The sequence below is a fragment of the Collinsella sp. OF02-10 genome, from assembly GCF_003463445.1.
Classification (GTDB): domain Bacteria; phylum Actinomycetota; class Coriobacteriia; order Coriobacteriales; family Coriobacteriaceae; genus Collinsella.
Map to the genome: position 1 here is coordinate 68,881 of NZ_QSCW01000001.1, position 18,430 is coordinate 87,310.

Below are 18,430 nucleotides of genomic sequence, written 5' to 3' on the forward strand. Positions count from 1 at the left end.
TTTCTACTGCTCGCTCTTAGCAAGCGCCTGATCGATCAGCTTGTTGAGCGCCTCTCGCTGCTCGGCGGAGTTGATGCCGCCCATGATTGGCTCTCCCACGATGTTGCCGTTCTGGTCGATCACGTAGGTGGTCGGGAACGAGTACAAGTTGGAGGTGAACTTGCCGGCCTCGCTATCCGACTTGAACCAGATGTTCTTGTACGTCACGCCCTTCTTGGAAAGTACGTCCTTGGCGTCTGCCACCTCGTCTTTGTTGCCATCGAGCGTAAAGGAATTAACGCCCACGACCTGGCCGCCCTTCTCGGCAAGCTCCTTGTTGAGCTTCTCCAGATCGCCCAGCTCTCCCACGCACGGCTTGCAGGTGGTAAACCAGAAGTTCATGACGGTGACCTTGTTCTTGGAGAACAGCTCGTCGCTGTTTACATCGTTGCCGTCCAAGTCCTTGCCCTTAAAGCTGGGGAACTTCGTCTCCCCGCTCTCGTCGTTGGTCATGCCTGCGGTCGAGGCATCGACGCTCTCCCCCTCGCCGGGCGTGCTGCCGCATCCGGGAAACTCCTTCTCCAGCGCCATGAGCTTATCCTCGATCTCCTTGATCTGCTGTGCACCGGCCTTGAGTGTCTTAAGCTCATCCGCCGTGAACTCATCCTTGGCGCCGTCGATGGTCTTGAGCAGGAAATCGCCGTAATTGCTGCCGTCCTCAATCATTGCCGAGTCTTTATTTGCCGCATTGAATACCTTTTCCCACAGCGCGTTATCACTCGAAAAGATCTCGTTCTCCTTCTGCATGAGCTTTGCATACAGCTCGGCGGCCTCGTCGGCATTGGCCGGCTTCTGCGCAGTGAGTTCTGCGATCTTAGGATCGGAGCTCGCAGATTCGCTCACATTGCCACCGGGCGCCGAACATGCCACAAGGCACAAGGCCAATACCGGCACCATAAACAGGGCCGCAATCTTAGAAAGCTTCATAGTCATTCCTCCGTTTTGTCGAAGCTTGTTTACTTTTTATCGGCGGTCAAGGGAAGTTTTTCCGCCGACACATCCAGGCCATAGCGATAGCTGATGGCATCGACGGGACAGGCCCCGATGCACTTTCCGCACCGGATACATTCGGCATGATTGGGCGCGCGGACCACATCAACGTCCATCTGACAAACCCTTGAACACTTGCCACACGAGACGCATTTGCACGCGTCAACCTGAATCCCCAGTAGGGATACCTTATTCATGAGCGCGTAGAATGCGCCGAGGGGGCAGATCCATTTGCAGAAGGGGCGGTAGAACAACACGCTCAGCACCGCAACCGCAATGAGAATCGCGAGCTTCCAGGTAAAGAGCTTTCCCAGCGCGGAGCGGATTCCCGTATTCATGATGGACAGCGGAATCGCACCCTCGAGCACGCCCTGCGGGCAGATGTACTTGCAAAAGAACGGGTCGCCCATGCCCACATCGTTGACCACCAAGACAGGCAGCAGCACCACGGCAAACAGCAGCACGGCATACTTGATGTACGTGAGCGGCTTGAGCTTTTTCGTTGATAGCTTTTTGCCGGGAATCTTGTGTAGAAGTTCCTGCAGCCATCCAAACGGGCACAAAAAGCCGCATACAAAACGCCCCAACAGCACACTGATCAGAATGAGCGTTCCGGTGACGTAATACGAAAAGCTAAACTTAGACGAGCCCACCACCGACTGAAACGAGCCGATGGGACACGCACCCGAGGCCGCCGGACACGAGTAGCAGTTGAGTCCCGGCACACAGACGGCCTTGCCCGCCCCTTGGTAAATGCCTCCCTTGGCAAAATTGGGCAGATGAATATTGGTCGCAAGCGTCGCCGCCGCCTGAATGAATCCGCGAAATCGGGCCAAAACATGCGACGCAGTGTTTTCTCTTTTATCCAATTCCGATACACTCCAAGCACAGCCTAATCGCTTTGGCCAGCACGGCATCCGCCTCGCCACGCATAACACCAAAGCACACCATGGTAATTCCGACGATCAACAAAGCGACCTGTACCACGGGTTTTACCGCTTTGAACAACACGACCACTCCTTTCGTTACGCGACCATTGGACCATATCGGCTATAAAATCCGTGTTAAGCGCGATATGGAATGTGCAAGGAGACTGTTATGCGTATTTTGATCGTCGAAGACGAGCGAGCACTGTGCGATGCAATCGCGCGCAGCTTGCGAAACCAGGCGTACAGCGTCGACTGCTGTCACGATGGACAGGAGGCGCTCGACCTGCTGGGCGTCGAAGTCTTTGACCTCGTGGTGCTCGACCTCAATCTCCCCCGTATCGACGGCATGACCGTGCTCAGGGAACTTAGGAAAACCGACTGCGAGACCAAGGTACTGATTCTGTCCGCACGTGGCGAAGTATCCGATAAAGTCGCCGGACTCGATGCCGGCGCCAACGATTACCTTACCAAGCCGTTTCATCTGGACGAACTTGCGGCAAGGATCCGCAGCCTTACCCTCAGGCGCTTCGCACAAAGCGACATAGTATTAACCTGCGGAAAGCTCAACTTTGACACCAAGGCGCGCATCGCTTCCGTGGACAGTGAGGCCCTATCCCTCACACGTAAGGAGACCGGCATCTTGGAATACCTGATGCTTAACCAGGGGCGACCGGTGAGCCAGGAGGAGCTCATCGAGCATGTATGGGACAGCAGCGTTAACAGCTTTAGCAACGCAACCCGCGTGCACATCTCGTCGCTGCGCAAAAAGCTGCGCGGCACTTTGGGATACGACCCGATTCGCAATCGGATTGGAGAGGGCTACGTTATGGAGGATGGAGAATGAAAGGGCTTTCGCTGCAATGGCGCATAACGATTATGACGGCACTGCTGACGTGTGCGGCATGCGTACTGACGAACTGCTTGGTCGGCTATACGGGCATGCGCTACATGGATGCCATCGGCAGCGACATCTCGGCCTTTAACGCAACCGGCGAAGATTCGCTCCAGGCGTTCGACCCAACGAAAGCGGCCCTCGATGACAAGGTCACAATCGTCGTAAATGACGCACAGGAGTCTTTTGGCACGACAGCCTGGTACATCACGGCTGGAGTCACACTCCTTGGCGGCGCGCTGGCATACTTTGTGAGCGGCCGTGCACTCAAACCGCTACGGGCTTTTGCAGCTCAGGTTGAGCGTGTGCAGCCTGACAACCTAAGCGAAATCAGACTCAATGAAGATGTGCCCACCGAGCTACAACGATGCAGCGCCTCTTTCAACGACATGATCGCTCGTCTTGGCGAAGGGTTCTCTGCACAGCGTCAGTTTACCGGCAACGCCGCACACGAGTTGCGCACCCCGCTCGCCCTTATGCAAGCACAGATTGAACTATTCATCTCCGAACACTCCGGTTTGCAACCCGAAACAGCCGAGCTGCTCGGCCTGCTACAAGAACAAACTGAGCGGATGTCGCGGATGACCAAGGTGTTGCTCGAGATGAGTGAGCTCCGCAGCGTTCCTTGCGAGGACGATGTGGAACTTGGTCCCTTGTCCGAAGAGGTCCTCACCGACCTTGCGCCACTTGCCGAAAAAAAGGGCATAGCCCTCAATTGTGCTGGAGACGCTTTAGTAATCGGGAGCGACACGCTCCTCTATCGGCTGGTGTTTAACCTGGTCGAAAATGCCATCCGTTACAGCCGCCCCGGCTCGACTGTCAACGTCTCCATCTGCGACAACAACAGCCGCGTGTTCCTGCGAGTCGAGGACCAGGGCCCGGGAATACCCAAGCAGTACCGCGAGAGCATCTTCCAACCGTTCTTTCGCCTGGATAAATCCCGCTGCAGGGCATACGGCGGCGCAGGACTCGGGCTAGCGCTTGTTTGGGAAATTGCAGCGCTTCACGGTGGCACGGTAGAGGTCGAAACAAGTTCCGAGAACGGGACCACTATGCTCGCAAGCCTTCCAAAACGATCCGCAGCATTAACCGAACAGTAAAACGAAAGGGGTCCCGCACACGTTTGCGCGGGACCCCCTCCCTGTCAATGCAATTCGCCCAAAAGAGTAGAAGCCTACTCAAACTCTACAAAGACTAACGCTTTTTGTTTAGGAATTATTCTCTGTAATGTTTCTCGTTCTTTTGATTATTTGATATATCCATATTATCCTGCCTATACGAGCTAATGTTATCATTTTGTTATCGGCATTGATAACACCTACTCGATAACTGTGGATAATAACTATATGTAGCATGTCAAATTATAAGCTATTTTGCTTAGAGATTCAACACAAAACTGAAATTTTACTTTTCCTTATATTCATCTGGTATTGCTATTTGAAATGTTTCACACAACAGCATCACATCATGCACATCATTTTTATCGTGTTCATATCCCAAATGAAGCATTACCTGACTCAATGGTTCAATACAAGAAACAGTTATATCTCCAACTTTTCCAATACCGGAAAAAGTTTTTGATGGAAATATATCTCCCTCATAAACAATTCCGTCATCTGTAAATTCAAAACAATGTAAATCAATGATTCTTTGTTTATCATCTTTCCAGACAGTATGACCATCCGTTGTATAATCAGTATTTACTTCCTCAAATCCATGCTGCTTAATCACATAAATATAATCATGATAATGTTTCAGTTCAACAAACAAATCAATATCATTGTGTATTCTTGATTCTCTTTTAAGAAGTGCATCAACACCCCATCCGCCATCTAAATATACTTTAATTTCGTTTTGCAAAGCATATTTTATAATTTCACATGCATCTTCTGTACGTACCATAATCTATCCTCCAAATTCAAATCTTTGTATGCTTTCCAACTCACTAAAAGCCTGAAATTTGTCAGTCTTTCATCCTTTTTGTTATCAATCACCAATTAGCTGTAATCCATTAGGATTTAGCTGATATATTTTATCGCACACCTCTTCAATATACTTTCTATCGTGAGAAATGCTAATGACAGCCCCCGGAAATTCTCGGAGCATTTTTCTTATTACCGGACCGGACAATGGTGAAAAATTTCTTGTCGGTTCATCCAGAATAAGAACATTTGCACCACTTAAGCTCATCCTCAAGAGAAGCACTTTCGCCTTTTGTCCGCCTGATAACTCCCGAATCGGATGCTCCATTTCATCTGGTGTGTATTTAAGTGAACCAAGGTATGTTCTAATTCTTGTACGCTCTTCTTTATCTCCTGTTTTATCAAGGTAATCAACCGGTGTAACATCCAAATCCAGCAGGTCTTCATAAGTTTGAGGCATATATTCTGCTTTAATGTCATTCCGATTTAGGAGTTCTTCCGCTATCTTTTTTAGAAGAGTCGTTTTTCCTGCCCCGTTGGCTCCTATCATACAGATTTTTTCTGAACCTTTTATTTTTAAATGAATTCCTTCTGCTAAAATTCTTTTGCCATCCGGAGTCACAAGCTTTGAAAGTTCATATTCTATGACCGTTTTTCCTGCGGGAATGTGTGAGTTTTCATCCCCTAATTTGACAAAGATTGCTTCTTCCTGTTCCGGCATCTGAGTCATATTTTCATCTTCTTTTTCAAATCTTCGTTCCATTGCCTTAACCGTATACATTTTTTCAGACTAATGCGTGGTATGACACAAAAGTATCTCGGTACAGCAATCGGTTTTCCAGAAAAGAGTGCTGATGTGCGTTTGGCACAGTACGAAACTGGTACACGCAAACCGAAAGCAGACCTTACAAATGCATTGGCACAGGTGCTTGATGTTTCTCCACAGGCTCTTGATGTTCCTGACATAGACAGCTATATCGGTCTTATGCACACTCTGTTTACCCTTGAAGATATTTACGGTCTTACTGTCAGTGAAGCAGACGGAGAGGTATGCTTAAAGGTCAACAAGGACAAAGGCAGAGAAGCATATGAACTCCTCAAAATGCTGTATGCTTGGAAAGAACAGGCAGACAAGCTATCTTCCGAAGAAATCAACAGAGAAGAATACGATAACTGGCGTTACCATTATCCAGAGTTCGACACCACACAGCGTTGGGCAAAAGTTCCATCACAGGAATTAAGTGACGCTCTCGTGGAAGCATTCAAAGACCACTTGAAAGATAAATAAGCACCTACAGGACCTGCCACTGGCAGCTCCCTACAGATGCTTTGGCAACGACAAAAAAGCCCTTAACTATGGTTATTAACCACAGCTAAGGGCTTAGTTTATAATATGGAATTTGTTCAGAGCCAAGCTCCGAACTTTAGTCTGCAAGCCACCTGTTAATTGTTCCGTTACCCATAAACCACTGGATAACAAGAATAATGGCACTTGCTATGACTGTTATCAATTTGTTATCAAAAGACTAATCGAAATCGCTGAAACCCGCATAAACACTGGCTTTTTTAAGCAACTCGATTTATTCCCACTCGACCGTGCCAACGGGCTTCGGCGTGAGGTCGTAGCAAACGCGGCAAATACCGGGGACCTCGGCGGTCACGCGAGCGGTAATGCGCTTGAGCAGCGCCCAGTCGAGCTCAGGCACCTCGGCGGTCATGACATCGACGGTGTTGATGCAGCGGATGATACAGGGCCAATCGTAGGCGCGCTTGCCCTCGCGCACGCCGGTGGCGCGGAAGTCGGGCACGACGGCAAAATACTGCCAGATGGTCAGACCCGCCTTGTCGATCTCCTCGCGCACGATCGCGTCGGCTTCGCGCAGCGCCTCAAGACGGTCGCGGGTGATGGCACCAAGGCAGCGGACGCCCAGGCCGGGACCGGGGAACGGCTGGCGCTCGACCATGTTCTCGGGCAGGCCGAGCTCGCGACCCACGACGCGGACCTCGTCCTTGTACAGCAGTTTGACGGGCTCGCAGAGCTCAAACTGCAGATCCTCGGGCAGACCGCCCACGTTGTGGTGAGCCTTCACGCCGTCTTGGGACTCAAGAATGTCGGGATAGATGGTGCCCTGGGCGAGGAAACTGACCTCGTCGCCAACCTTGCGGGCCTCCTCCTCGAACACGCGGATAAACTCGGCACCGATGATCTTGCGCTTGGCCTCGGGCTCCTCGACGTCCACGAGCTTATCCAGGAAGCGATCGGTCGCGTCCACATAGACCAGGTTAGCGTCCATCTGGTTCTTGAAGACGTCGATGACCTGTTCGCTCTCACCCTTGCGCATCAGGCCGTGGTTCACATGCACGCAAATGAGCTGCTTGCCGATGGCCTTGATGAGCAGGGCCGCGACAACCGAACTGTCGACGCCGCCGGAAAGAGCCAGCAGGACCTTCTTGTCGCCGATCTGCTCGCGGATTGCAGCGACCTGCTCATCGATGAACACCTGGGCAAGTCCGGGAGTGGTGATACGCACCATGTCGTCGGGACGCTTGTTGGGATCCATGCAGAGCTCCTTCTCGGTTCGATGGAAATGCGCCGCGCGTATGCAGACGCACCGTCATATGACCTCATTATATGCAGAACGAGATACGTTTCCCATCGCTGCGACAGAGCTTTTTGCAGGGGCGGCAGTTTTTCTATATCCCAAGGTCAGCTAGACTTCGGTAGCCACCTTGGGAGCATCGCCAATAGACTCTTCCTTTATACGTTCGGCACAATCGTAGGCGATACCCACAAATTCCAGTCCCGAGCAACAAGAGTACAATTGCTGCTAGTGTTGCCAGCTGTTGGGAGATGGAAGATGGACTGCGATGGCTACCCATGCGTTCCCATGCCGTTGATGTGCACCGCCTTTGTGCCGGGGCAGATTGACGCTGCGGTTGCAGGCATTTCCGACCCCGATTCACGCGCCATCGCCACGGCAGAAGCGCTGTACTTTCGCGGACAGGCCGCACTCGCCGCCAAGACGGCGCACCCCTATCTTGACGTCACCGATCCCGCGCTGCGCTATTCCGCATGCTTTATCTGCGGATACGCCAGTCTGTCGCTCAACCGTATCGCCGACGCCCGCCGGTGCCTTGCGGGCATCCTCGATACGCCGGCCGACGAGGAATCGCCCGCCGTCCACGCCACGCATATCCTGTTCGCCTCGGCCGCGAGCGTCCTGCTGCACTTGCCTTCCCCGTATTCTGCCGAAGAGTTTTATCCACTTGCGGCGCACCTACCCGAAGGCCTGCGACTGTTCGCCAGCTACGTGATGGCGCACGCCTTGTATCTGCGCGGCGAATACGGCCGCAGCCTGGGCATGGCGGAAAACGCCCTAATTATGAAACAGGGAAGCTATCCCATCTCTGAACTGTTCCTGCACCTGGCAGCTTCCATGGCATGCATGAGCCTCAAGGACATCGACGCCGCAAAAGCGCATTTTGGAGCCGCTTGGGACATTGCGCGCCCCGACGGCCTTATCGAGCTCATTGGCGAGCACCACGGCCTTTTGCAGGGGCTCATCGAGGCATGCCTAAAAACGCAATACCCTGACGACTTCGCACGCATCATCGAGATCACGTACCGCTTCAGCTACGGCTGGCGGCGCATCCACAACCCCGATTCGGGCGAGGACGTTGCCGACGATTTAACGACCACAGAGTTCACCATGGCCATGCTCGCCTGCCGCGGATGGACCAACGCTGAAATCGCACGCCATATGGGAGTATCGCCGGGCACCGTCAAAAACCGCCTATCCGGCGTATACGCAAAGCTTGGCATCGGCACACGCGCCGAGCTGGTCGCGCACATGTTGCGTTAGCGACCGGGCTGCCAAGCGCATCGAACGCGTTCCGGAACCCGGCGCTTCGCTCGATCAATTTGGACATTTTGACCCTTGAACGGCACTACCGCCACGAAGCGTCTTCTCGCAAAATTGGATTATTTCCACCGATATTTGCGGGATGGGAGCCCAAGATGCTTGATCGCCGTTCGTTACTTGTTGCCGGAGCGTCCTCACTAGCGAGCATCATGTTGCCTCGCGTGCCGGGAAGCGAAAATGCCTTCCTGCTGCCGTTCGCGCCCACCGCGGCCTATGCCGACGAAAAAGACCCCTTCAGGGTGCTCGTTCTCTCGCGCACCATGTTTGGTGTGGTCGTGGTCGACGTCGCCAACAAGAATATGCCCATCAAGGGAGCGCAGGTCACGCTCACGTCGCGCTACGCCGCAGGCGAGCAGCTCGCCGCCACGACCGATGACGAAGGCACCGCCATCTTTGAGATTGCCTCGCTTTCGGAAGGCTACGTAGACGAGGCAAAGCTCCTTGACGCGTACGACTTTAACGGCGGCATCTCCATTAGCATGGCGGGCTACCGCGATGTCGAGATTCCCCTTGCGCGTATCCAGGGCGGCACCGCCATAACCGCGCCCACGCGTCCGCTTTCCGACGGCGAGCCGTACTTCCGCCAGCTCACATTCGACGAATGGGACATCCAGTACGCTGAAGCCACGTTCATGGCATTGCCGAAGGACGACACGGCAAACGAGCAGCCCGATACGCACGCATTTACCGTGCAGGCTCATCTGCCGCAGGGCGGGCAGGCAACATTGCATATCAATAAAGTGATGCCCGCTGCGGGCAGCTCAACCGAAACCGTCACGCAGATTGGTCAGATCAAGGCCAGCGCATCGAGCGCGGATAATCTGGCGACGTTCACACTCGAAGACAAGTTCCTCGATGCAGCGTCGAGCCTTCTGGAAGAAGGATGCAAGCTGCGCTTTGTCCTCGACTACCAGGACAAAACCTACACGCTCTCCTCCCCCATGGCCGTTGTTACCGCGCCGGCGGCAAAGGCGGAATCCGGATCGACCACTATCGTCCCCACCACTATGGACCAAGAGATCACTCCGTTTGATTTCCCCGCATCGTTTCCCGGCATCGGTGGTAATAAGTTCACGTGCTGGATGCCCTCGTTCCCCATTCTGTTCGATTTCTCGTTTGCCGGGTACGTACTGTTTGGCGGAGGATACAAACCAGCCAGCTATATGAACGATTCGGGCAACCCTGATCCGGAATACTGGAAGAAATCGCCGCGTGAGTCGGGCGCCAAGCAGGCAAACCGCTACCTCGACGAGATGGAGGGGAAGTGGAATCAGTACAAAAGTATGAGTGCCGGTTCGGGCACCGATCCAAGAAACACCAAGCTCCTTCGCCACCATTGCACGCCGCTGTTCACGATGGATATCGCCACACAGCTGTACGGCTCGCTCGCCTACGATTGGGTGGGCAAAACCTGGGGTAACAACAACGACCCTGCATACGGCAATATTAAGGCCCTCTTCCAGGTAAGAACTGACCTCAATTGGACCGAGCAGTTTACCCTAGGACCGGTGCCATTTTTCCTAAACGTCAACCCTTGGGTGCTGGCGAAGCTGGCGCTCGCTGTGGGTGCCCACACGCACGGCAGCGGCGCGGCGTTTTTCAAGAACATTTCGCTCGACTATTCCAACACGTCGGGCTCGTTCACCATCCAGATCGGACTTGCCGTCACCTTTGGAGCCGGCGTTGCAGGCGTCGCTTCGTCTGCCGTGCGCGGTGCCGCATCCCTCACGCTGTTCATTGGGTACGAGAAGGCAGATGGACACCAGCTTCCGCGGCTGCGCGTGGGTGCAGACGTCGATGTCGATGTGATACTCCAGTTCGTAATGTTCAAGTGGACCACCAAGGCTTGGTCGGGGTCGTGGCCCACACTCATCGATTCGTGGAATATGTCGGTGAACAATGACGACCGGTATGTGCCCCAACGCTCTGAGCTGGCATTGGGTGGAGATACGCCTTACACGCTGGATGCCTGCTTCGGCACGCCCGGCAACACCGAGGCAGGTGGTGTGCCGCAGTTTATCGCGTCGGCCACCATCGTCACCAATTCCGAGCTGCTCGCACGCGCCGAGGTTGCAGCCGCCGCGATAAACGTCGCGCCTGTCGTGCGCGATTGGGATCAAGCGGTCACGCGCATTGAGCTCGAGGCGGATGCAGAAAGCGACGACACGGGACAGGTCGAACATTTCGTCCATGCGCTGATGGAGAACGACGAAAATGCCGCACCGATGTATGAGTACACCTACATCGGTCAGTCAACGAACGCCGTTGCGGACCCGAACGCCAATTCTGCCAGCGTGTCGGAGGACGAGCGTGGCGGCATAAAACCCTCGAGCGACAACGTGCTGTTTTCCGGCGTGCTCAGCGAAGCCCACATGAAGCTAACGATGATTGCCGGCGTAGAATGCCTGTTCCGTATCGCCTCGGTGCGCTACGGCGACAATGGCCGCTCGCGCCTGGTGGTGCACACAAAGGCAAACGGCACGTGGTCCGCTCCCACGCCCGTGGACTTTCCCCTTGGGTTTGGCGAGGGCGACGTGGAGCGCGACGGCATATTCGATTACGACTTCGACGTGGTGGAATATACGGACGGAAGAGGAAACCAGGACGCCTACGTGCTGCTGGTCTCGGGCGAGCGCCCCGCCGGCGACAACACCCTTTTCGATACGGCAAGCACAGCCGGCATACTGTCCGTTGTGCGCCTGCGCATAAGCAACGACGGAGTTCGCGTGATATCGCACACGTCGTGGCGCAGCATCTCGCGCGGCCGCCTTCAGGAGGATGGCTACCATTGCCTGCAGTGCCCGCGCATCACGGTAGGCAAGACGCTGGTCGACGGACGCCTGTCGGGCGCCTACCTCCACCGCCGCGGAACCACCGCAGAGAAGGCACTCGGCAGCGAGGCCGAGGTTGCGCTGGAATGCTTTACCCTGTGGTCGGATGATTTGGGCGACAGCCTGACGTTCCGCCAAGTTCTTCGCTTTCCGCAAGCACCGTCGAGTATCGAGCTGAGCGAGCCCGAGAATATCAACGGCAAAATGGTGGTGCCCGTTGCGTACGAGACCGCAGACGGTTGCGGCTGCGCATCGTACGCCGTGATCGGCCAGTCCATTGCGGGCTGGGGCGTTATGCCACCAGACGCCACGGTGCCCCATGCGGTGCCGTGGCCACAACATTCGGGCTTTTTGGCCACCGTCAACGAGCAGCTGCAGCATATTACTTGGACGCGAGGCGCATTGGCATTTGCAACGCAGCCCGTGGGTGCCGCAGGCTGTGGCCCGGCATCGTTTAGCGTAAGCAACAACGGCAGGTGCGCGCTCTATGTAGAGAACACCGATGGCAAGGTGGGGCAAACCTACGACGAAGAAGGCAACCCGGTAGCAGTAATGGGCAAGCACTTCCGCATCTTCGTCAGCACCTTGGCAGGCGATCTGTTCACGGAGCCGTTCGTGATGTGCGAGCTGGACCATCCCGTCGATCAGATAACGACATTTTTGACGTCGGGAGGCATGCTCTCCGCGCTCGCCACGCACATTGTGAGCGCGGAGAAGAGCGAGGCAGAGCTGCACGGCATCGAAGTGCCTCTGGTGGCGTGTGCCACTCCGACGGGCGCGGTCGCCACCTCGGGCGCGGTGGTGCCCGGAGCAGCAGGCGAATCCTTCATGGTCACGGTGCGAAACGACGGCAACACTTTGCTGACTGCCGGCACAATCGATCTGTACCGAGAGGGCTCCAGCCAGCCGTTCTCCAGCGCATCCATCGGATTCGGAGCGAACGCACGCATGGCTTCGATCTACGATCCAGAGCTTGCCGAAGACGCTTCGGCCAACGACATGGCACACGTAAAGTACGCGCTCGAGACGCTGGGCGCACGTTTTGCAACGCACCCGCTGGTAGCCGACAACGGCAACGCCGTGCTGGCACCGGGTTGCACGGCACAGTTCCGCATGAGCTTCGCCATCCCCGAGAGTTGGAGCGACGAAGTGGGCAAACGCGTCACGCTGTATGCGAAGGCGCGTAATCTGGTGGCGCTCGATCCCGTAACGCTCGAGGAGATCCGACCGGGCGCAAACTCGGCGCTGAGTGCCGTTCTGCACGAGCTTCATGTGCCCGACGCGGCATGCGAACGCTCAGAAGTGCAGGTCGGCGTATGCGACAGCGCGGATACGACAGGACTTCACGACGCCCCGATGACGGCAGACGGCGATGGTGGCTCGAGTGGCAGCGGTACTGACGAGGGCGGCGGCTCCGGCGGAAGCAGCTCCGGCAGCGGCAAGGACCACGGCAATAACAAGCGCTCCGGAAAAGCGGGCGCGCTTGCGGGCACGGGCGATGTCAACGCTGCCCTTACGGCAGCCGCTGCAGCACTCGCCGCGGCAGGCGCGGGCCTCATCGCCTACAGCGCCCGCCGCACGGCGCTCGAAAAAGACGCCGCCGATGAGGTCAATTCGGATAAGCCTCGCTAGCTCCAAGTTACTTTTGCGAGAGACGCCGACCCGGCTCATCGAACACCAAAATGGGCTGGTTCTGAATACCCAGAGCCAGCCCATTGCGCATTAGATGTCGCCAGCGGAGTCGAGCTCGGCTTCCTCGCCCCGCATTCCACCGAGGACAGTGGGGCACTATCGTTTAAGGGCTTCGTTATTGTTCGATGGTCTTCTTGACGACTGCGGGGACGCCTGCCGCCACCACGTTGTCTGGAAGGTCTTCCGTCACGACGCTGCCCGCGGCAATTACGCAACCGCTGCCGATGGTAACTCCCTGCAGCACTGACACGTTCGCGCCAAACCAGCAGTTATCGCCGACAACGATGGGCAGAGCCTTCTCGAGACCCAAGTTGCGGTCCTTTGCCTTTAGGGGGTGCGAAGCGGTGTAGAAGCCGCAAAACGGCCCGATAAACACGTTGCCACCAAAGGTGATAGAGCCGCCGTCCATAAAGTAGCAGCCATGGTTTACAAAACAGCCCTCACCAAAGGTCGTCTTGCTCCCGTAGTCAAAGTAGGCAGGCGAAAGGACCGTCAGCCCCCCGGGAAGATCGGTATCGAGCAAGGACTTCAAAGCATCGAGCTGTGCGTCGCTTCCAGGTTTTGCCATATTAAAGTCATAGCAGAGCGCCTCCGCCTTCGCGCGTTGCGCCAGGAGCTCCTCGTCAAAGTTGGCATCATGCCACTCACCGCGCTCCATCTTCTCTTTCTCGGTCATTGCGCCCCCTCAAACAACATGCAGTCTTGATGCGGCAATTCTACCAGCCGATAAGCCACGGTTTTAACACGAGCACCACACCGCGCAGGGAATGACCGCAGAAGCCAAAGGTGCCCGACTCCGAACGATTGTTCGATGGATTTCGTGTTGGTTGGAATCGCCTATGGGCCGGGCTATGCTACCTTGACTATCTATATTGACTTAAACGCAGCAAAGGAGCATCGAGAGAGCGAGCATGGCAAAAAACACCGCAAACTATGGTAACGACAGTATTCGTCAGCTCAAGGACGAGGAGCGCGTACGCCTGCGCCCCGCCGTCATCTTTGGCTCTGACGGGCTCGACGGCTGCGCGCATGCCGCCTTCGAGATCCTGTCCAACGCCGTTGACGAGGCGCGCCAGGGCTACGGCAAGCTCATCACCCTTACCGCCTTTCGCGATGGCTCCATTCAGGTAGAGGACAACGGCCGTGGCTGCCCGCTCGACTGGAACCCTTCCGAGAAGCGCTTTAACTGGGAGCTCGTCTTCTGCGAGCTCTACGCCGGCGGCAAGTACAACAACAACCAGGGCGGCGACTACGACTTCTCGCTCGGCACCAACGGCCTGGGCTCGTGCGCGACCCAGTACGCTTCCGAGTACATGGACGTCACCGTTTGGCGCGACGGTAACAAGTACTCTCTGCACTTTAAGAAAGGCAAGGTCGTCGGCGCCAAAAAGAAGGCACTCGAGATTGAGCCCAGCGACGAGGACCGCACCGGCACCACCATCAAGTGGCGCCCCGATCTTGAGGTCTTTACCTCGATCAGCATTCCCCACGACTGGTATCGCGAGACCATGCGCCGCCAGGCCGTGGTCAACGCCAACGTGACCTTCCGCCTGCGCATCGAGGACGACAACGGCGAGTTTTCCGAAGAGGATTTTTGCTACCCCAAGGGTATCGAGGACTACGTGCTCGAGAAGGTCGGTACCGACTACCTTACCGAACCCTTCTTTATCGAGGCCGACCGCCGCGGTCGCGATCGCGAGGACCTGCCCGACTACAACGTAAAGATCACCGCGTGCATGTGCTTCTCGCGCACCTTCATGATGCAGGAGTATTACCACAACTCATCGTGGCTCGAGAACGGCGGCTCGCCCGAGAAGGCCGCGCGCAGCGCTCTGACCAGCGCCATCGATGCCTATATTAAGCAACAGGGCAAGTACAACAAAAACGAGACCGGCATTAAGTGGCAAGACGTCCAGGACTGCCTGGTACTGGTGACCAACTGCTTCTCCACCCAGACGTCCTACGAAAACCAGACCAAGAAGGCTATCAATAACCGCTTTATCCAGCAGGCCATGACCGCCTTCTTTAAGGAGCGCCTCTCGACCTACTTGATCGAGAACAAAGACGCTGCCAACAAGATCGTGGAGCAGGTGCTCATCAACAAGCGCTCGCGCGAGAACGCCGAGAAGACGCGCCAGAGCATCAAGACCAATCTGCAGCAGAAGACCGACATGGCCAACCGCGTGCAGAAGTTCATCGACTGCCGCTCCAAGGACAAGAGCCGTCGCGAGATCTACATCGTAGAGGGCGACTCGGCAGCAGGCGCCATCCGCACCTCGCGCGATGCCGAGTTCCAGGGTGTTATGCCCGTCCGAGGCAAGATCCTCAACTGTCTGAAAGAGGACTACCCACGCATCTTTAAGTCCGACATCATCATGGACCTTATGCGCGTGCTGGGCTGCGGTGTGGAGATCAAGGACAAGCGCATCAAGAACCTTGGTGCCTTCGACCTGGACAACCTCAACTGGAACAAGGTCATCATCTGTACGGACGCCGACGTCGACGGTTATCACATCCGCACGCTCGTGCTCACCATGCTCTACCGCCTGGTGCCCACGCTTATCGACGAGGGCTACGTGTATATCGCCGAGTCACCGCTCTACGAGATCAACTGCAAAGAGAAGACCTACTTTGCCTACACCGAACTCGAGAAGAACGGCATTCTTAAGGAGATCGGCGACCAGAAGTGCTCGATCAACCGCTCCAAGGGTCTTGGTGAGAACGATCCGGACATGATGTGGCTCACCACCATGAACCCCGAGACGCGTCGCCTGATCAAGGTGGAGCCCGAGGACGTCACCAAGATGGAAACCATGTTCAACCTGTTGCTGGGCAACGACGAGGCGGGCCGCAAGCGCCATATCTCCGAGCACGGCAAGGAATACCTGGACCAGCTGGACCTGCAATAGCAGCAAATCGATAACGACGGCCCATAAGAAGTTCAAGAGGAAATCGTGGCAAAGAAGAAGACGAAGAACCAGCCAAAGAAAAAGCAGGTCAACGCCGAGAACGTCATCGGCCTGCACTCCGAGGTCACCGACCAGCCGATCACGCAGACGCTCGAGGTCAACTACATGCCCTACGCCATGAGCGTCAACGTCTCGCGCGCATTCCCCGAGATTGATGGCTTTAAGCCCTCGCACCGCAAGCTGCTCTACACTATGTACAAGATGGGCCTGCTCAAGGGCGAGCGCCAAAAGAGCGCCAACATAGTGGGCCAGACCATGAAGCTCAACCCACACGGCGACGCCGCCATCTACGAGACGATGGTGCGCCTGGCCACGGGCAACGAGGCGCTGCTTGCTCCTTTCGTGGAGTCGAAGGGCAACTTTGGCAAGTACTATTCGGGCGACCTGAGCTACGCCGCCTCGCGTTATACCGAGGCCAAGCTCTCCCCCATCAGCGCCGAGATCTTCAAAGACATCGACAAGGACCCGGTCGACTTCGTTGACAGCTACGACGGTGCCATGAAGGAGCCGCGTCTGCTGCCCACCACGTTCCCCAACATCCTCGTCTCGGCCAACAAGGGCATCGGCGTCGCCATGGCGTCCGACATCTGCGGTTTCAACCTCAACGAGGTCTGCACCGCCACGATGCACTACCTGCAGGATCCCGACTGCGACCTGCTCGAGTACATGCCCATGCCCGACTTCTCGACCGGCGGCGAAATTATCTACCGCCGCGAGGAGATGGAGAAGATCGTCGAGACCGGCCTGGGCAGCTTCCAGATTCGCTCCCGCTGGCGCTGGATTCCCGAAGAGCGCATCATCGAGGTCTACGAGATCCCCTACACCACCAAGACCGATGTCATCATCGAGCGCATCGTCAAGCTCTCCAAGGAGGGCAAGGTCAAGGAGATCGCAGACATCCGCGATGAAACCGACCTTTCGGGTCTGCGTATCGCCATCGACCTTAAGCGCGGTGTCGACCCCGACAAGCTCATGGCCAAGCTCTATCGCTCGACCACGCTGCAGGATTCGTTCTCGTGCAACTTCAACGTGCTCGTCGACGGCTATCCCCGTGTTATGGGCGTGCGCCAGATTCTGCACGAGTGGGTCAAGTGGCGTATTGAGTCCACGCGTCGCCGCATTAACTTTGACCTGGGCAAAAAGTCCGAGCGCCTGCACCTGCTGCACGGCCTTGAGGCAATTCTGCTCGACATCGACAAGGCCATCGCCATCATCCGCGGCACTAAGCTCGAGGCAGAGGTTGTACCCAACCTTATGAAGGGTTTCGACATCGACGAGACCCAGGCCGAGTTTGTCGCCGAGCTCAAGCTCCGCAACATCAACGAGGAGTACATCCTCAACCGCACCAAGGACATCGCCAAGCTCGAGGGTGAGATCGCCGAACTCGAGGAGATCCTCTCGAGCGAGGACAACATCAAGAAGGTCATCAGCGACGAGCTGGCCGCGGTTAACAAGAAGTACGTGATGCCGCGCCGCACGGGCAGGATCGAGCCCCATGAGGTTATCGAGGTAAGCTTGGAGCCCGAGGTCGAGGAGTACCCGGTTACCATCATGCTTTCGCGCGATGGCTACCTCAAGAAGATGACGGACCGCGTGCTCAAGAAGGCGACCACGCTCAAGTACAAGGACGGCGACAAACCCTTTATCGAGTTCCCGTCCTCCAACACGCACGAGCTGCTGGTCTTTACCAACAAGAGCCAGGTGTACAAGTGCAAGGTCGCGGCGTTTGAGGATACCAAGTCGGCCCAGCTGGGCTCGTACCTTCCGACCGATCTCGAGATGGAACCCGACGAGAGCGTCATCTGGGTCATCGACCCCGAGGACTACAAGGCCGACGTGCTGTTCGTCTTTGAGAACGGCCGCGTGGTGCGTGTCGCGCTTTCTGGATACGTTACCAAGACCAACCGCAAGCGCCTTAAGAACGCCATCTACGGCGGCAGCAAGCTGCTGTATGCGCAGGTGCTCAAGGAGGACCGCGACCTCGCGCTGGTCTCGAGCGACTACCGCCTGATGAACTTCAACACGTCGCTGCTCAAGACCAAGACGACCACCAACACGCAGGGCGTCCAGGCCTTTACGGCCAAGAAGGGCCGCTCGGTCACCACCGTCGGCACGACCGAGGAGATCCTCGGCGCCGGCGTCTCGGCCGAAAAGTTCACCGCGCAGAGCCTACCTTCCGCCGGTGCCCTCATGAAGGAAAACGACATGCCGAGCCTGTTTGACTAAAACAACGGCGACCAAAC

General features: G+C 56.1%; 14 protein-coding genes. 7 read left to right on the forward strand and 7 right to left on the reverse strand.

Annotated elements, in window-relative coordinates:
- Positions 1 to 3 precede the first annotated feature (3 nt).
- The 3 genes from DXA43_RS00295 to DXA43_RS10330 form a co-directional block, all read right to left on the reverse strand.
- The gene (locus tag DXA43_RS00295; protein WP_117805931.1) at positions 4 to 966 is read right to left on the reverse strand and encodes a TlpA disulfide reductase family protein; all 963 of its coding nucleotides are present in this window, start codon (positions 964 to 966) and stop codon (positions 4 to 6) included.
- 29 nt (positions 967 to 995) lie between these two features.
- On the reverse strand, positions 996 to 1,754 hold the full coding sequence (locus tag DXA43_RS00300) for a 4Fe-4S binding protein (protein ID WP_233539977.1): 759 nt from the start codon (positions 1,752 to 1,754) through the stop codon (positions 996 to 998).
- A gap of 136 nt (positions 1,755 to 1,890) precedes the next feature.
- Entirely contained in the window at positions 1,891 to 2,037 is a 147-nt protein-coding gene (locus tag DXA43_RS10330; protein WP_035136962.1) for a CD1871A family CXXC motif-containing protein, read from the reverse strand.
- A 90-nt stretch (positions 2,038 to 2,127) separates the two neighbouring features.
- On the opposite strand from DXA43_RS10330, the gene DXA43_RS00310 reads away from it, so the two are divergent.
- The gene (locus DXA43_RS00310) at positions 2,128 to 2,802 is read left to right on the forward strand and encodes a response regulator transcription factor (protein ID WP_304999796.1); all 675 of its coding nucleotides are present in this window, start codon (positions 2,128 to 2,130) and stop codon (positions 2,800 to 2,802) included.
- A complete protein-coding gene (locus DXA43_RS00315) occupies positions 2,799 to 3,950 on the forward strand; it encodes a cell wall metabolism sensor histidine kinase WalK (protein WP_117805934.1) in 1,152 nt (383 codons plus the stop codon). Before DXA43_RS00310 ends, DXA43_RS00315 begins: the two co-directional genes overlap by 4 nt.
- Before the next feature lie 304 nt (positions 3,951 to 4,254).
- Here the strand turns inward: DXA43_RS00315 and DXA43_RS00320 are convergent, their stop codons facing one another.
- Entirely contained in the window at positions 4,255 to 4,752 is a 498-nt protein-coding gene (locus DXA43_RS00320) for a nucleotidyltransferase domain-containing protein (RefSeq protein ID WP_009247521.1), read from the reverse strand.
- A gap of 84 nt (positions 4,753 to 4,836) precedes the next feature.
- On the reverse strand, positions 4,837 to 5,535 hold the full coding sequence (locus DXA43_RS00325; RefSeq protein ID WP_233539978.1) for an ATP-binding cassette domain-containing protein: 699 nt from the start codon (positions 5,533 to 5,535) through the stop codon (positions 4,837 to 4,839).
- A 39-nt stretch (positions 5,536 to 5,574) separates the two neighbouring features.
- Here DXA43_RS00325 and DXA43_RS00330 point away from each other — a divergent pair, with 39 nt between their 5' ends.
- Positions 5,575 to 6,060: a helix-turn-helix transcriptional regulator gene (locus DXA43_RS00330; protein ID WP_233539979.1), complete on the forward strand. Its 486-nt coding sequence runs from the start codon at positions 5,575 to 5,577 to the stop codon at positions 6,058 to 6,060.
- A gap of 292 nt (positions 6,061 to 6,352) precedes the next feature.
- Here the strand turns inward: DXA43_RS00330 and guaA are convergent, their stop codons facing one another.
- Positions 6,353 to 7,333, reverse strand: a complete 981-nt coding sequence (gene guaA / locus DXA43_RS00335) for a glutamine-hydrolyzing GMP synthase (protein ID WP_117805936.1) — start codon at positions 7,331 to 7,333, stop codon at positions 6,353 to 6,355.
- A gap of 297 nt (positions 7,334 to 7,630) precedes the next feature.
- Here guaA and DXA43_RS10335 point away from each other — a divergent pair, with 297 nt between their 5' ends.
- Both DXA43_RS10335 and DXA43_RS00345 read left to right on the forward strand, forming a co-directional pair.
- Positions 7,631 to 8,635: a helix-turn-helix transcriptional regulator gene (locus DXA43_RS10335; RefSeq protein WP_199408678.1), complete on the forward strand. Its 1,005-nt coding sequence runs from the start codon at positions 7,631 to 7,633 to the stop codon at positions 8,633 to 8,635.
- Positions 8,636 to 8,790: 155 nt separating this feature from the next.
- Positions 8,791 to 13,158 carry a hypothetical protein gene (locus tag DXA43_RS00345; RefSeq protein WP_147344701.1) on the forward strand — a complete coding sequence of 1,456 codons (4,368 nt, stop codon included), beginning with the start codon at positions 8,791 to 8,793 and terminating at the stop codon, positions 13,156 to 13,158.
- Between the two features lie 175 nt (positions 13,159 to 13,333).
- Here the strand turns inward: DXA43_RS00345 and DXA43_RS00350 are convergent, their stop codons facing one another.
- Entirely contained in the window at positions 13,334 to 13,894 is a 561-nt protein-coding gene (locus tag DXA43_RS00350; protein ID WP_117635853.1) for a sugar O-acetyltransferase, read from the reverse strand.
- 235 nt (positions 13,895 to 14,129) lie between these two features.
- Here DXA43_RS00350 and DXA43_RS00355 point away from each other — a divergent pair, with 235 nt between their 5' ends.
- Positions 14,130 to 16,127, forward strand: coding sequence for a type IIA DNA topoisomerase subunit B (locus DXA43_RS00355; protein WP_117805938.1), 1,998 nt, complete (start codon positions 14,130 to 14,132; stop codon positions 16,125 to 16,127).
- A 45-nt stretch (positions 16,128 to 16,172) separates the two neighbouring features.
- Positions 16,173 to 18,413, forward strand: coding sequence for a DNA gyrase subunit A (locus tag DXA43_RS00360; protein ID WP_117805939.1), 2,241 nt, complete (start codon positions 16,173 to 16,175; stop codon positions 18,411 to 18,413).
- Positions 18,414 to 18,430: the final 17 nt, after the last annotated feature.

What these genes read in the sequence shown, in the direction of transcription:
- DXA43_RS00350 (WP_117635853.1), bottom strand. Translation starts at nt 13,894, where the DNA reads ATGACCGAGAAAGAGAAGATGGAGCGCGGTGAGTGGCATGATGCCAAC.
- DXA43_RS00345 (WP_147344701.1), top strand. Translation starts at nt 8,791, where the DNA reads ATGCTTGATCGCCGTTCGTTACTTGTTGCCGGAGCGTCCTCACTAGCG.
- DXA43_RS00315 (WP_117805934.1), top strand. Translation starts at nt 2,799, where the DNA reads ATGAAAGGGCTTTCGCTGCAATGGCGCATAACGATTATGACGGCACTG.
- DXA43_RS00310 (WP_304999796.1), top strand. Translation starts at nt 2,128, where the DNA reads ATGCGTATTTTGATCGTCGAAGACGAGCGAGCACTGTGCGATGCAATC.
- DXA43_RS00355 (WP_117805938.1), top strand. Translation starts at nt 14,130, where the DNA reads ATGGCAAAAAACACCGCAAACTATGGTAACGACAGTATTCGTCAGCTC.
- DXA43_RS10335 (WP_199408678.1), top strand. Translation starts at nt 7,631, where the DNA reads ATGGACTGCGATGGCTACCCATGCGTTCCCATGCCGTTGATGTGCACC.
- DXA43_RS00325 (WP_233539978.1), bottom strand. Translation starts at nt 5,535, where the DNA reads ATGGAACGAAGATTTGAAAAAGAAGATGAAAATATGACTCAGATGCCG.
- DXA43_RS00330 (WP_233539979.1), top strand. Translation starts at nt 5,575, where the DNA reads ATGACACAAAAGTATCTCGGTACAGCAATCGGTTTTCCAGAAAAGAGT.
- DXA43_RS00320 (WP_009247521.1), bottom strand. Translation starts at nt 4,752, where the DNA reads ATGGTACGTACAGAAGATGCATGTGAAATTATAAAATATGCTTTGCAA.
- guaA (WP_117805936.1), bottom strand. Translation starts at nt 7,333, where the DNA reads ATGGATCCCAACAAGCGTCCCGACGACATGGTGCGTATCACCACTCCC.
- DXA43_RS00295 (WP_117805931.1), bottom strand. Translation starts at nt 966, where the DNA reads ATGAAGCTTTCTAAGATTGCGGCCCTGTTTATGGTGCCGGTATTGGCC.